This is a genomic window from Luteibacter sp. 329MFSha, from assembly GCF_900111665.1.
In the GTDB taxonomy this organism is placed as follows: domain Bacteria; phylum Pseudomonadota; class Gammaproteobacteria; order Xanthomonadales; family Rhodanobacteraceae; genus Luteibacter.
In genome coordinates, this window is the sequence record NZ_FOJE01000001.1 from 2337091 (window position 1) to 2352104 (window position 15014).

Genomic DNA, 15014 nt, shown 5'->3' on the forward strand with positions numbered 1-15014 from the left:
CCCATCGCGGCCAGGTCCGCTCCTACGGATGCGGTCGCGTCCGGCTACTTCGTCCAGACGAGCGACGCGAACCGCCCGCTCGCCGCGCCGTCCCGGCGGTACGAGTAGAGCCGGGCATCGCGGAACGTGTCGAATCCGCCGCCCGACACCCGTCCGACGCCGGCCGCCGCCAGCCTGCGGCGCGCCAGCAGGTACAGATCGCACAGCCAGTGGCCCGGCCGCGTCGGGGTGAAGGCGGCCTCCGCGCCGGGATCCGCCTCGACGAAGGCGGCGCGCACTTCGGCGCCCACCTCGTACGACGGCCCACCGATGGCCGGGCCGAGCCAGGCCTGGATCGTCGACGGCGGCACGTCCATCCACGCCACCGTGTTCTCCAGCACGCCGCCCGCGAGACCGCGCCAGCCCGCATGAGCGGCGCCGATGGTGCCGCCGTCGTCCGAGGCGAAAAGCACCGGCAGGCAATCGGCCGTGAGGATCGCCAGCGCCTTGCCGGGCCCGCGGGCCACGGCCGCATCGGCCTCCGGCTCGTCGTCGCCCGGCGTCATGGCATCCGCCACGACGGTCCCGTGGACCTGTCTCAGCCAGAGGGGCCGCTCCGGGAGGTGCAGGGCCAGGGCCAGCGCCTCGCGATTGGCGATCACCGCCGCGAGGTCGTCCCCGGAACGCAGGCCGAGGTTCAGCTGGTCGTACGGCGTGACGGAGACACCCGGACCAAGCCGCGTCGACACCGCCGAACCGATGTTCTCGGGCGCGCTCCAGTCGGGAACGATCCAGGGCTCGGTCACGTCAGTCCTCGATGGGATGGAGCGCCGTATCGGCCCGGAGCGCCTCGATCAGCGCTTCCTGATCCGCCGGGCGCGGCGAGTCGAAGCTGAGGTACTCGCCCGTGATCGGGTGCTCGAAGGCCAGGTTCTCGGCATGCAGCGCCTGGCGACGGAAGCCGCGCAGGGCGTCGATCAGCTCCTGGCTCGCGCCGCGCGGCAGCCGCAGGCCGTTGCCGTAGAGCTGGTCGCCCACGAGCGGGTGGCCCAGGTGCGCCATGTGCACGCGAATCTGGTGGGTCCGGCCCGTTTCCAGGTTGCACTGGATGACGCTGTGCGCGCGGAAGCGCTCGCGGACGCGGTAATGGGTCACCGCCTCCTTGCCGCCATCCTCCACGTCGCGGACGCCCTGTTTCAGGCGGTCGTGCTGGTGGCGGCCGATCGGCTGGTCCACCGTGCCGCCCGCCACCATGGTGCCCAGCACCACGGCCTCGTACTGCCGGTGGACGTCGTGGCGCGCCAGCATGGCCACCAGGGCCGTATGGGCCGCGATGCTCTTGGCCACGACCATCAGGCCCGCGGTGTCCTTGTCCAGGCGGTGGACGATGCCACCGCGGGGAAGTTCCGCCAGCGCCGGGCTGTGGTGCAGCAGCGCGTTCAGCATCGTCCCCGCCGGATTGCCGGCCCCGGGGTGCACGACCAGCCCCACGGGCTTGTCGATCACCATCAGGTCGTCGTCCTCGTAACGGATGTCGAGGGCGATGTCCTCGGGCTGCGCGTCCACCTCGGTGGCCAGTTCGGCCTCCAGCTCCACGCGCTCGCCCCCGCGCAGCAGGTGCCGGGGGGCCGCCGGAGCGCCGTCCAGCAACACCTTGCCCTCCTTGATCCAGCCCGTGAGGCGGGATCGGGAGTAATCGGGGAACATCTCGGCCAGCGACTGGTCGAAACGCCGACCCGCCGCCGCTACCGGCACGGTGGCCTCATGTCGTACCGTCGTCATACCGCCTCGCCCGGCCCGCGGCCGGTTTCGGCTATCATGCCGTTTCGCTCAAGCATCCGAACTCTCTCAATGCGTGCAACCAAGATCACCATTCTGCTCGTCCTCGCCCTGTCGATGAGCGCCTGCTCGATGTTCCGCAGCAAGAAGGAGACGATCGACACGATGCCGGTCGAACGGCTCTATGCCAACGCCCATGAATCGCTGGAGCATTCCGACTACGCCGCGGCCGAGAAGGCCTACGAGCGACTGATCGCGCGCTTCCCGTCGGGTGACATCAACGAGCAGGCCCAGATCGAACTGGCTTACGCGCAGTACAAAGACAACAAGCCGGACGACGCTTACTCGACGATCAACCGCTTCATCAAGACGTTTCCGACCCACAAGCATGCAGATTATGCCTATTACCTGCGCGGTCTGATCAATTTCGACCGTACGGGCGGCATCATCGAGCGCTACCTGCAGCGTGGCGACGGCGCCTCGACCCGCCGCGACCAGGGCTTCAACCTGACGTCGTTCGACGATTTCAGCCAGCTGACGCGCCGCTATCCGAACAGCGCCTACGCCACGGACGCCCGCCAGCGCATGATCTTCCTGCGCAACCAGCTGGCCCGCTTCGAGATCAACGTCGCCGAGTACTACCTGCGCACCAAGGCGTACATCGCTTCGGCCAACCGCGCCCAGTACGTCATCGAGCACTACCAGCAGTCGCCGGCCACGGCCGACGCCCTGGCGATCCTGACGCGCAGCTACATCGCCCTCGACCGCCAGCCGCTGGCCGACCAGACCCGCCAGGTGCTGGCCCTGAACTACCCGGACCACCCGTACCTGACCGACGCCAACTGGCCGCACCACCCGTCGGTCTGGCGCAAGGCGATCCCGTTCTCGGGTCACCATTGAGCCCCTCGCGACACGCTTGACGAAAAAGCCGGCGAAAGCCGGCTTTTTCATGCGCGCCGCCCTGCCCGTGGACCGAGGCCGTGGATCCCGGCGTTCGCCGGGATGACGCCATCGCAAGCACCCCTCACCGTCGCCCCGGCGCACGCCGGGGCCCACGGCGAGGCGGTCGGTTTTCGCGGAAAGGCCCGCCCGTGGACCGAGGCCGTGGATCCCGGCGTTCGCCGGGATGACGCCGTCGCGAGCACCCCTCACCGTCGCCCCGGCGCACGCCGGGGCCCACGGCGGTGCAGTCGGTTTTCGCGACGAATCCCGGCGTTCGCCGGAATGACGGCGTCGCTAGCCCCTTACCGCCACCCGGAGGTGATCGGATAGCGACGCTCGCGGCCGAAGGCCTTCGTGGTGACGCGCGGGCCCGGCGCGGACTGGCGGCGCTTGAACTCGTTGACGAAGACCATCCGGATGACGCGGCGCACGGTCGCGTCGTCGTGTCCCGCGGCGATGATGTCTTCCGCGGACGCCTCGCCCTCGATGAAGTGCTCGAGGATTGCATCCAGCTCGTCGTAGGGTGGCAGGGAATCCTGGTCGGTCTGCTCGTGGCGGAGCTCGGCGGACGGCGGGCGGTCGATCACGGCGACCGGAATCGCGCCGTCGATGGCGGCGCGCCAGCGCGAAAGGGCGTACACGGTGGTCTTGTAGACGTCCTTCAGCGGCGCGTACGCACCGCACATGTCGCCGTAGAGCGTGGCGTAGCCCACCGCCATCTCGCTCTTGTTACCCGTCGACAGCAGCAGCCTGCCTGTCTTGTTCGACATCGCCATCAGCAGCACGCCGCGCGTGCGGGACTGGAGGTTCTCTTCGGTGATGTCCGGCTCGCGACCCTGGAACACCGGCGCGAGCGCGCCGGTGAACGCCTCGTAGATGCCCTCGATCGGCAGCACGTGGTACTCCACGCCGAGGTGCTCGGCCTGCGCCTTCGCTTCGCGCAGCGAGAGGTCCGAGGTGTACTCGGTGGGCATCATCACCGCGGTGACCTTGTCCTTGCCCAGCGCATCGACGGCCAGCGCCAGCGTGAGCGCGGAATCGATGCCGCCCGAGAGGCCCAGCAGCACGCCGGAGAATCGGTTCTTGCCGATGTAATCGCGGATGCCGCGCACGATGCCCGCGTACATGATCGCTTCCGGCGAACGCGTATCGGCAGCCGGCCAGTCGACGGCCTTCAGGCGCTTCGACGCCGTGTCGAATTCCACGGCCAGCAGCATGTCTTCGAACGACGGCGCGCGGGCGGCGATCTCGCCGTCGGCCTGCACCAGCAGCGAATGGCCGTCGAAGAGCAGGTCGTCCTGCCCGCCGACGAGGTTCACATAGGCGATCGGCACGCCGTTCTCGGTGGCGCGCCGGCGCAGGAGTTCCTCGCGCGTCGCGGCCTGCCGGCGGTCGTACGGCGACGCGTTGATCACGAGGATCAGCTCCGCGCCCGCGTCGGCGGCGTGGGCGGCCGGCTCGGCCTCCCAGATGTCCTCGCAGATCAGCATGCCGACGCGCACGCCCTCGATCGTGAACACGCGCGTCGCCTCGCCGTGCTCGAAATAACGCTTCTCGTCGAAGACGGTGTAATTGGGCAGCGCCTGCTTGTGGTACGTCCACTCCACGCGACCCTCGCGCAAGAGCGACGCGGCGTTGTACACCACGCCCTTCGACGCCGGATGCCCCACCACCGCGGCGATGCCCGTCACCTGCGGCGCCAGGTCGGTCAGTTCCCTGCCGCAGGCCTCGAGGAAGCTCGGCCGCTGGAGCAGGTCTTCCGGCGGATAACCGGAGATCGTCAGCTCGGGGAAGGCGATCAGCGAGGCGCCAAGGCGATCGCGGGCTTCATCGGCCAGCGCCTTGACGCGCTTCGCGTTGTCCGCGGTGGCGCCTACGGGAAAGTCGAACTGGGCCAGGGCGAAGCGGAAGATGGACATGGGAAGCCGTGCGGTCGCGGGGGATCGCCCATGATAACGCCCTGGGTGGATCGGGGCGGCTCCCCGATCGCCGATACGATCGGCTCCCACCCTTCGGTAGCAGCCCTCCTACCGAAGGGGTGGGAGCCGATCGTATCGGCGATCAGGCCTCCCCTACTGCACCGGCACGTCGTACAACGCGTCGCCGGCAGCCGAGGGCAACGAGAAGTGCCACCATTCCTGCGGGTAGTTCACGAAGCCCTGCGCGGCCATCGCGCGGAGCAGTCGCTGACGGTTCGCGCGCTGCGCCGCGTCGATGCCCGGGGCGTCGGTGTGGGCGCGCGGGTCGAAGAAGTCGAACGGGGTTCCCATGTCGAGTGGCGCACACGCATCGGCGTGGCAGCGCATCAGCGTGAGGTCGACGGTCGCGCCGCGGCTGTGACCGGAGACCGGTGCGATGTACTCGCCCAGCAAGGCCTCCTTGCCGAGGTTCGGATAATGCGCGGCTTTCGTCGACGTGTCGGCCAGGTTCCCCGCCCAGCGGACGAACGCCGCGACGGCGCGCGCGGGCCGGTAGCAGTCCCATACGCGAAGACCGTAGCCCTCCTCGCGCAACGTGCGTTCCACGCGGGCGAGCGCTTCGGCCGCGCCGGTGCGCAGGAGGCACTTCGGTGCGCGGTACCCGTCGACCACGCCACCCGTGAAATTGTCGGACCCGGCATAACGCATGTCTTCGTCGATGCCCGGGACGAGACTGCGAATGTCCGTCAGCCCCGCCTCCGCGACGGTACGCGCCGGCGACAGTTTGGGCGGTGGCGCCGCGGCGTCGGCCGCCCAGACGCGAAGCAGGTTTCCCGACCACAGTTTCACGATGTCCGCGTCGGAGAAGCCGCGGCGCCTGAGCCCCGCCGTGACGTTGGCGGTCTGCGAAGCGTTCATCCACCCGGTCACCTCGCCCCCACCGTCGAAGTCCGACGCGATGCCCACGTGGTCGATACCGGCGACCTTGACCATGTGCTCGATGTGATCGAGGAAATCGTCCAGCGTGGCGAGCGGATGCTCGCGCTGGATCGCCTTCATGCCCTCGGCGTACGCGGGCAGGTAATCGTGCTTCTCGCTGTCGTATCCGGTGTCGCCCGCCGCCTTCGCGACGCTCACCTGGAGGACTTTCTCGGCCTGCTCGCGTGACGGGTCCTTCTTCAGGAACTCCTTGTACGCGACCGCCTGGACGACACCGCCCTTCGCCGCGATGGCCCGCAGGAGGTCGTCCGGAAGATTGCGCGGATGATCCGTCACGGCGCGCGCCGAGGAGTGCGAGGCGATCACCGGCGCGGTCGACAGCGCGAGCACTTCGCGGACGCAGGCGTCCGACGAGTGCGAGACGTCGACCATCATGCCCAGCGCGTTCGCGCGGCGGACGACCTCGCGCCCGAATCCAGTCAAACCGACATTGCTGTCCGGCCGGTCGCCGAGCTCCTTCTTCGGCAGCGAGCTCCCGCACAGATCGTTGTTGCCCACATGCGCGAGTCCGATGTAGCGGGCGCCGCGCGCATAGGCGGCATCCAGCCGCCGGATGTCGTGACCCAGCGAATACCCGTTCTCGATGCCGATCATCGCCGACAATCGACCCGCCGCCTTGTTGGCTCGCACGTCGTCAGGCGTCAGCGCCAGCCGGATCTGGTCCGGATACGTCTTCAGCATCCGGTCGATCGCGTCGTACTTGCGGGCCGCCTGGGCGACAGCCTTCGCGTAACCGGCGGGCGTGAGCGGCCCCTGCTCCACGTAGATCACGAAGAAGGCCGCATCGAGGCCGCCGCGACGCATCTTCGGCAGGTCGACCTTGAGCGGACCGTCCTTGCCCGCGTCGAACTTCGGATCCTCCATATACGACAGCGGGATGTCGACGTGGGTGTCGAGCGTGAGCGGATGGTCCTGGGCATGGACGACCGGTGCCAGGAGAAGCATCGTGGCGAAAAGCGTCTTCATGATCCTCCCTTCGGGACGGTGACCGGGGCCACCGTCAGAAATCGATCGACACCGTCAGCTGCCCGAAGCGCGGCGACTGGAAGCGCTGCGGCTGCAGGTAGGTCGGATTGAGACCGCCCACCGACGTCTGCAGGTCCTGGTCGACGCCCAGCGTGCGCTGCTGATTGAGGAGGTTATACACCGCGAACTTCACGCGCAGGTTGTTCTTCTCGTCGATCGGCAACAGGTACGTGATGCTCGCGTTGAGGTTGAACGTCCACGGCGTGCGCTTGTCGCCACGCGGCGAGCGCTCGTACACGCGGTTCTCGGAGACCGGGTCGGCGCAGTTGTCCACGCAGATGAAGTAGCTGTGGTACACCGTCGCATCGAACGGGTTGCCGACGCCATAGCCGGTGATCGGGCTGCCCGAAAGCGCCGTGAGATCCGCGCCCACCTGCCACTGCGGCGTGATCGCGTACGTGCCGCGCAGCTTGAACTGGTGGCGATGATCGTTCGGCAGGTAGCCTCCCGACAGGTTCACCCACGGGTCGTCGAAGTTCTCGGTACGGCCCGTGTCGTCGAAGTTGGTGTCGGAGTTCACCGGGCCTTCGGCGTTGCCGCGGCTCCACGAGAGCACGTACGACGCATTGAACATCCACTTCTCGTCCCACGCGCGGTCGACCTGGAACTCCAGCGACCCGAACGTGCGGCGCGGCTTCTTCCAGCCGCGCTGCCCGAGGTAGTTGCCGTCGGCGTCGTAAAGGGCCCAGCCGGCCTTCGACGTGTCGATGTCGATGTAGCCGTCGGGCGTGCCGTCGCAGTTCGTGTCGCCGTAGACGGTGAGCTTGCGTCCCGGGTTGCCCATCACGTAGCCGATGTAGCCGTCGCCGCCACACTGCGGCGTCGCGCTGATCTCCATGTCGTCGATGGCGTTGTGCAGCTTGCGATACGTGCCGCTGACGCCCCACGACCAGGTATCCGTGATCGCCTGCTGGAAACCGAGGATGGCCTCGTCCTGGTAGACCGAATCCATGTGCCGGTCGACCTCGGCGCGCAGGTCGCCGACGGTGCCGTCGCCCTGCGAGTCGTCGACCGGTCCGATCTGTGGGCCGAGGATCGGCATCGCGTACGGCGAGCCGTTGCGGTCCAGCACCTGGTAGCCGTCGAACGCGTAATAGGTGCGCTGGTCGAGCAGGCCGCCGGCCTGCTTGATGTTGATCACGTTGGCGACGGGGAGGTAATAGCGGCCCAGGTTGCCGAACACCTTCATCGTGCCGTCGCCCTTGAGGTCCCATGAGAAGCCAAGGCGCGGCGCGATCATGTCGTCCATCTTGATGTACGAGGCGCCTTCGCCCGTCTTGTTGTCGAAGGCGTCCCGGCGCAGGCCCGCGTTGAGCAGGAAGTCCGGCGTGATGTTCCAGTTGTCCTCGACGTAGTACGCGTTGTTCGTCGTCTCGAAGGTGCCGGCGATCTCGTAGCGCCGCGCGCGGACGTAGGCGTTGTATCCGGCGGGCACCACGCCGCCGTTCTCGATCGTCGCGCCGGGCGTGGTGGCGTAGATGTTGTAGTAGTACGAACCCGGACCCGGATACCGGCGCGAGTAGATCGACGTGTCCACCTCGTGGTCGTAGCCGAAGCGCACGACGTGGTCGCCGAGCGTCCACTCGAAATCGGCGCGACCCTGCTTGCGGGTGTCGTTGCGTTTCTCCACCGCGGTGCTGGTGCTGCATCCGAGCGGCACGCCCGGGCCCGGCACGGCCGATGCCCTCGCCACCGGGTTGCAGTCGATGTCGGACTGGGCGCGCGTGAAATCCTCGCGCTCGTTCCGCCCGTACATGAGCTTCATCGACAGGTCGTCGACGAGGTAGCTGGTGAAGGTGCCGTTCCAGTTTCGCCCACCCGTGTTGCTGGTGATCACGTCCTTGCGGGCGCTCTTGGTGTGCGTGTCGTAGTCGTAGTTGTAGACGGAACCGAGGTTCTTGTTCTTGTCCGAGAAGGCCATGAACTCGAGCAGGTTCTTGTCGTCGATGTGCCAGTCGACCTTGGCACCCCAGAAACCGGAGTCCGTGTCGTTCTGCGTCAGCACGGTGCCCAGGTTGTCCGTGTTCTGCGGCGTGTAGCCACGGGCCTCGTACATCGCGAAGAAGAACAGCTTGTCCTTCACGATCGGACCGGACGCGTACACGTTCATCTTCGTGCGCGAGTAGTTGTCCTCCGACGAGGTGATGTAGCGCTCGCCGTTCCAGTAATGGTTCTTCGTGGTCGCCTGCCAGGCGCTCGGCTCGAAGGTCATCTCCGCGCCGGTCTTGAATTCGTTCGTGCCCGAGCGCGTGACGGCGTTGACCACGCCACCGGTCGTGCGGCCGAACTCGACCGAGTAACCGCCGGTCTTCACCTGGAACTCCTGGTAGAACGCGAACGGCGCCTCCGAGAACCCGTTGCGGTTGTAGAAGTCGGTGACGTTCAGTCCGTTCACGTAGAACGAGTTCTCGGCCACGGACGAGCCGCCGAACGAGATGCCGCCGAAGCTGGCGTTGCCCTTGTTCACGCCCGGCGCCAGCAGCGCGACGGACGCCACGTTCTGATCCACCGGCAGGCGGCGGATCTCCTCGCGGCTGATGTTCGTGGCGGTTTCGGTCGAGCTGACGTCGACGGCGGAGATCACCACCGGCGCGCTGACCTGCACGCCTTCGAGGTTGGTGGTCGCCGAGCCGCGCTCCACGAGGTTAACCGTGGTGGCGGTACCGAGGCTCACGTTGACCTCGGCGGGTTCGGCCACGGCCTGGCCGTCCTTGCTGCTCTCCAGCCGATAGTGTCCGACCGGCAGGAAAGGAAAGCGGTAGGTGCCGTCGTCGCCGGCGGTGACCGTGCGCGTCAGGCCCGTCGACGGGTCGCGGACGGTGACGGTGGCCCCGGCCTTCGTGCGGCCCACGATCGAACCGTCGGTATTGGCGGCGACGGCCGCGCCGGACATCGCGAGGCCCATGCCGATGGCCATGCACAAGGCGCCGTGACGCCATGCGCGCCGGTTCGTCTTGATCTCCCCCATCTCCCCACTCCCATAAGATGACGTTTCGGGTTGTCGTGCGTTGACCGGCTAGCGGGTCGGGTCACCGCCCCCACGCGGTGTGTCGACGCGGTGCCACCGGAAGTCGTAGTCCCACTGATCGAAGTAGAGGTTTCCGCCCTTCCACTCGACCTCGCCGCGTTGCGAGTCGACGGTGTCGGAACGGAACGACGTCTTGGCCGGCGTGAACGGCTGCGACCAGTCGTCGTTGAACGCGATGCGGTAGGCGTCGAGGCCACCGAGATAGAAGCCCTCGAGCTTGTCGTCGCCCGGCTTCGTGCCGGTGAGACGGCCGAAGGTCACGTCCATCGGCACCCAGCCGTACGGGGCGAGATAGACCTGCCCCCAGTCATGGATGTTGTTGTACGTGCCGTCGGAGAAAATCCAGCCCGACTGCCAGCGGGCCGGAATGCCGTTGAGGCGAAGCAGCGTGATGAGCAGGAGCGTCTGCTCGCCGCAGTCGCCGTGACCGGCATGCAGCGTGTAGTCGCCGATGTTCGGGATCGTCGAGTATTCGCGCGCGCCGGCCCAGGGGATCGTGTCGACGGCGGCGAACAGCTTCTGCACGATGCGGTACGGATCGGTCTCGTCGCCGACCACGCGCTTCGAGTACGCGCGCATCGCGTCGGTGAACACGACGTGCGGCGCGCGCTCGGCCACGTAAGGCGCGAGAGCCGGCGTGATCGCGGCGCGCGTCACCTTCGCGGGGTCGATGTCCACGTAGCGCGCGTAGAGCGTCACGTCGTAGGTGATCGAGAATGTGGTCGGCTTGCCGGCGACCGCCTGCTTCTCGAGGTAGACCGTGCGCTGCCACGCCGACTCGGGCGCGATGGTCGCCTCCGCCGGTTCGCTGCCGACGAGCCGGATGTCTTCCTGCTGGCCGTGAATCGCGCGGGGATACGGAATCCATGCGTGGATCGTCTCGCCCGCGGGAACCGCGTCGGCTTTCACCGTGACGATCTGGGTCACTTCCTCGCGACGCGGGAGCACGCTCGTCGTATGTTCGGCGAGGGCCGCCGCACGCACCGCGCGGTGGTGGTCGTTGAGGACCTCGTTCGGACCGTCGTTGAACGGCGTCTGCTCCTTGCGGCGCGCACGGGCATCCGCGCTCAGGCGGAACAGGTTCGCCGGCGCGCGCTTGAAGTACAGCGTGCGCCCGTCGATCACCTGCTTCTCGAGCAGGCCCGCGGCATCCCATGTCGCGAATTCCGCGTCGGTCAGATCGGGAATCTGTTTTCGGAGGCGCGCCTTCACGGCCTCGGCGTCCAGCGTGAAGTCGATCAGGATGCGGCGCATGCGCTCGCGCTGGAACTCGAGGGAGGTGCGCTGGGTGGGGGTGATTCGCGGATCGGCAAGCGCCTTTGCAATGGCGGCCTCGGCTTGCGTGAATTGCCCGGCGTCGATCGCTTTCGACGGGGCATCGCCGATACGATCGGCTCCCACCCCTTCGGTGGCAGGCGTTCGGGAATCGGCTGCCGAAAGGGTGCTCGCGACCGATGTCGCCGTCAGCACAACCGCCGCGAACGCGGCACGTCGGATCGAACATCGTAAAGCCGCTTTCACCGTTCGGTATCCCCGATGCGACCGTGGTGGGTGGACGTGCGTCAGGGCTGTGTAACATGCTTGCAAACGACGGTCAATAATTTATGCTTCAGGCCAACTCTTCAGGAATAGCTATTCCTGGCGGCCGTCGCGACACAACCCCGGGGAGGGACGCGTGATCCAGTCGGTATGGCCTTACCTGGCCGTCATGCTGCTTGCCGCCGGTTTCTGGCCAGCGATCGAACGGCGTTTCGGCTGGAAGGTGTTCGATGTGCTGCCGCCCATCGTCCTCACGTACCTGACCGTCACGGCGCTGTCCGTCGCTGGCCTCTGGACGGCCAGCCCCGACATCCATCTCGCGCAGGACACCCTGGTGTCGCGCATGGTGCCCGCGCTGCTGTTCCTGCTGATGATCAACTGCGACCTGCGCGCCATCCTCGCGCTGGGACCGCGCGTGCTTGGCGTCTTCGTCTGCACGTCCATCAGTCTGTTCGCCGCGTTCGTCCTCACCTTCCTGCTCTACCGGCACTGGATGCCGGGCGACGGCTGGAAGCCGCTGGCCTCGCTGTCGGGAAGCTGGATGGGCGGCACCGCGAACATGATCGCGGTGAAGCAGGCGATCGGCATGTCCGACACGTCGCTCGCCACCACCCTGCTCACCGACGCGCTCTGTTACTCGATGTGGGTGGTGGTGCTCTTCGCGGTCGCGCGCCTCGCGCCGGCCTTCAACCGCTGGACCCGCGCGACGTCGAGCGCGGACATGGCGGTCGCCGAGACGGCGCCACGCGTACCCGCCACCGGCGACAGCGTCCTGCTCTGGCTCGGCCTCGCGGTGCTGGTGTCCGTGCTATCCGCCGCGCTTGGCAGCCGGCTGCCCGTGGGCAGCATGATCTCGCCGACCACCTGGACGATCCTGATCGCCACCGTCGCGGGCCTCGTCGCCGCGCACACGCCGCTTGCCCGCCTGCCCGGCGCGCAGGCCGTTTCCAGCGCGTTGCTGATCTCGGTGGTGGCGGTGCTCGCCTCGCAGAGCAGCTTCGCCGGAATCGCCGCCGCCCCGCTGTACCTGCTGGCGGGCGTGACGGTGATCGGGGTCCATGCGGTGCTGCTCTGCCTCGCCGCGCGGGTGTTCCACTTCGATCTGTACCTGTGCGGCATCTCGTCGCTCGCGCACATCGGCGGGGTAGCCGCGACTCCGGTGCTGGCCGCCACGTACTCGCGCTCGCTGGTGCCGGTGGGCATCCTGCTCGCGCTGCTCGGTTATATCCTCGGAACCGGCTTCGGTCTCGTCGTGGCCGCGGTGCTTTCGCAGCTGGCCACCTGATCAGGAACAATCATGCCCCTGCTTCGCCAAACCCTGCTTGTCGCGCTGCTCGCACTGGCCATCGGCACGCCCGCCGCGGCCGTCGACATGCCGGTGCCGGCCTCGGGCATCCCCGGCGTCAGCGACGCGCAGCTTTCGCCCGACTTCTGGGTGGCGCGGCTGGCCGACGCGGACAAGCTCGTCCTCGATCGCGCCGCCATCGCCGCGCTCAACGAACGCGTCGCACGGCTCGACCCCTCGATGCACGACATCCGCCACCTTCCCGCGACGCTACCGCGCGCGCAGGTCACCGGCTGGATCGGCAAGCTCACCACACGGCCGACGAAGCCGCTGTTCGACGCCGAGGGCAAGCCGGTGGATGCGTCGACCATCGACGCGATTCTCGGCAACGCCGCGCTCGACGCCGTGCCGGCGCAGGTGACGCCACGTTACGGCATGGCGGTCCGTCGGGCGGCCCTGCGCGGCTATCCGACCGACCGTCGCGTCTTCAGCCGTGCCGGCGACACCGACATCGATCGCTTCCAGGAAAGCACGCTTTTTCCGGGCGATCCGGTCGTCGCCGTGCACACCAGCAAGGACGGCCAATGGACGTTCGTGGTGAGCGCGCGCTATGCGGCGTGGGTTCGCAGCGACGGCATCGCTTACCGCGACGCCGCCGCGATCTTCGCCCATGCGGATGCCACGCCCTATCGCGTCATCACCGGCGCGAAGCCGAAGACCGTCTACACGCCCGAAGCGCCCGCGGTGTCGGAGCTACAGCTCGACATGGGCACGCGCGTGCCGCTGGATACGACGGCGCCGCCGGACCAGCCGGTGAACGGCCAGAGCCCGTACACCTCGTGGGTGCTGAGCCTGCCGGTGCGCGACGCGCAGGGTGCGCTGTCGTTCCACCCGGCCCTCCTCCAACGCAACCAGGATTCGGCCCCCGACTACCTCCCGCTCACCCGCGCGAACGTCGTGCGCCAGGCGTTCCGGTTCCTCGGCGAGCGCTATGGCTGGGGCCATGCGTACAACGGCCGCGACTGCAGCGGTTTCGTGTCCGACGTCTATCGCAGCATGGGCGTGCAGATGCCGCGCAACACGCGCGACCAGAGCATCAGCCCCGGCCTCACGCATACGCTGTATACGGACAAGGACAGCCACGAGGCGCGCCTGAAGGCCGCCATGGCGCTCGAGGTCGGCGACCTCGTCTACATTCCCGGGCACGTCATGATGGTGATCGGCAAGGTCGACGGGCAGCCCTATGTGATCCACGACGTCGGCGGCATGAGCTGGAAGCAGCCGGACGGCAGCCTGCGACGCGTCGTGCTCAACGAGGTGTCGGTGACGCCGCTCCTGCCCATGATGTTCAGCGACGACGCCACCTTCGTCGACCGCATGACCAGCATCGTGCGCATCCGCTAAACCGCCAGGCGAGACTCCATGAAGATCACCGACATCCGCTTCGGCATGCTGCGCGTACCGCTGAAGACGCCGTTCAAGACCGCCCTGCGTACCGTCGAAACCGTCGAGGACATCGTCGTCATGGTGCATACCGACGACGGCCGCATCGGCTACGGCGAAGCCCCCGCCACGGCGGTGATCACCGGCGACACGCATGGTTCGATCGTCGACGCCATCCGCCACTACATCGCTCCACGCCTGATCGGGCAGGACGTGGCCGATCTGAACCGCCTCACGCGGCTCGTCCAAGGCGCGCTCGAAAAGAACACGAGCGCGAAGGCCGCGGTGGAAATCGCGCTCTACGACCTGTGGGGCCAGCTCTACGACGCGCCGCTGTACAAGCTGCTCGGCGGCGGCGATCCGGTCATCACCACGGACATCACGATCAGCGTCGACTACATCGACAAGATGGTGGCCGACTCGATCGCCGCCGTCGAACGCGGCTTCGAATCGCTGAAGATCAAGGTCGGCAAGGACATCGGCGTGGACATCGAACGCGTGCGCGCCATCTACGCCGCCGTCGAAAACCGCGCCCTGCTCCGGCTCGACGCCAACCAGGGCTGGACGGCCAAGGAAGCCGTGTACGCGCTGAACACGCTGGAAGACGCCGGCGTGCGCCTGGAACTGGTGGAGCAGCCCGTCAAGGCGCGCGACCTGGAAGGCATGCGCTACGTCACCGAGCGCGTGCATACCCCGATCATGGCGGACGAGAGCGTGTTCGGTCCCGCGGAAGTGATGGACCTCATCCGCATGCGCGCCGCCGACATCATCAACATCAAGCTGATGAAGACCGGCGGCATCTCGAACGCCATCCGCATCGCGGACATCGCCGGCCTCTACGGCATCGACTGCATGATCGGCTGCATGCTGGAATCCAGCATCAGCGTGGCGGCCGCCGTGCACGTGGCGGTCGCCAAGTCCGACGTCATCACCAAGGTCGACCTCGATGGTCCGTCGCTGTGCGCGTACGATCCGGTCGACGGAGGCGTCCACTTCAACGAATCGGAGATCTCGGTCAGCGACGCACCCGGCCTCGGCATCCGCGAGATCCGCGGCCTCGAACCCCTGTAACGAG

Annotated in this window: 10 protein-coding genes; 4 read left to right on the forward strand and 6 right to left on the reverse strand. The window is 67.7% G+C overall.

Going from position 1 to position 15014, the window contains the following annotated elements; translation table 11 throughout:
* Nucleotides 1-44: 44 nt before the first annotated feature.
* The gene (gene pgeF, locus BMW54_RS10575; protein ID WP_090055211.1) at nucleotides 45-785 is read right to left on the reverse strand and encodes a peptidoglycan editing factor PgeF; all 741 of its coding nucleotides are present in this window, start codon (nucleotides 783-785) and stop codon (nucleotides 45-47) included.
* Between the two features lies 1 nt (nucleotide 786).
* Nucleotides 787-1761, reverse strand: a complete 975-nt coding sequence (gene rluD, locus BMW54_RS10580) for a 23S rRNA pseudouridine(1911/1915/1917) synthase RluD (RefSeq protein WP_090055213.1) — start codon at nucleotides 1759-1761, stop codon at nucleotides 787-789.
* Between the two features lie 69 nt (nucleotides 1762-1830).
* Between rluD and BMW54_RS10585 the strand changes: the two genes are divergently transcribed.
* A complete protein-coding gene (locus BMW54_RS10585; protein WP_090055215.1) occupies nucleotides 1831-2658 on the forward strand; it encodes an outer membrane protein assembly factor BamD in 828 nt (275 codons plus the stop codon).
* Between the two features lie 344 nt (nucleotides 2659-3002).
* Here BMW54_RS10585 and BMW54_RS10590 read toward each other — a convergent pair whose 3' ends face one another.
* From BMW54_RS10590 to BMW54_RS10605, 4 genes are all read right to left on the reverse strand, one after another.
* Nucleotides 3003-4619, reverse strand: a complete 1617-nt coding sequence (locus BMW54_RS10590) for an NAD+ synthase (RefSeq protein WP_090055216.1) — start codon at nucleotides 4617-4619, stop codon at nucleotides 3003-3005.
* 153 nt (nucleotides 4620-4772) lie between these two features.
* Nucleotides 4773-6584, reverse strand: coding sequence for a membrane dipeptidase (locus tag BMW54_RS19120; RefSeq protein ID WP_090055218.1), 1812 nt, complete (start codon nucleotides 6582-6584; stop codon nucleotides 4773-4775).
* Between the two features lie 34 nt (nucleotides 6585-6618).
* Nucleotides 6619-9612: a TonB-dependent receptor gene (locus BMW54_RS10600; protein WP_090055219.1), complete on the reverse strand. Its 2994-nt coding sequence runs from the start codon at nucleotides 9610-9612 to the stop codon at nucleotides 6619-6621.
* A 48-nt stretch (nucleotides 9613-9660) separates the two neighbouring features.
* On the reverse strand, nucleotides 9661-11073 hold the full coding sequence (locus tag BMW54_RS10605; RefSeq protein ID WP_254779205.1) for a transglutaminase-like domain-containing protein: 1413 nt from the start codon (nucleotides 11071-11073) through the stop codon (nucleotides 9661-9663).
* A gap of 274 nt (nucleotides 11074-11347) precedes the next feature.
* Here BMW54_RS10605 and BMW54_RS10610 point away from each other — a divergent pair, with 274 nt between their 5' ends.
* The 3 genes from BMW54_RS10610 to BMW54_RS10620 are packed head-to-tail and all read left to right on the forward strand — an operon-like array spanning nucleotide 11348 to nucleotide 15010.
* A complete protein-coding gene (locus BMW54_RS10610) occupies nucleotides 11348-12496 on the forward strand; it encodes a DUF819 family protein (RefSeq protein ID WP_090055221.1) in 1149 nt (382 codons plus the stop codon).
* A gap of 12 nt (nucleotides 12497-12508) precedes the next feature.
* Nucleotides 12509-13900 carry a C40 family peptidase gene (locus tag BMW54_RS10615; protein ID WP_090055222.1) on the forward strand — a complete coding sequence of 464 codons (1392 nt, stop codon included), beginning with the start codon at nucleotides 12509-12511 and terminating at the stop codon, nucleotides 13898-13900.
* A gap of 18 nt (nucleotides 13901-13918) precedes the next feature.
* Nucleotides 13919-15010, forward strand: a complete 1092-nt coding sequence (locus BMW54_RS10620) for a dipeptide epimerase (RefSeq protein WP_090055224.1) — start codon at nucleotides 13919-13921, stop codon at nucleotides 15008-15010.
* Nucleotides 15011-15014 lie beyond the last annotated feature (4 nt).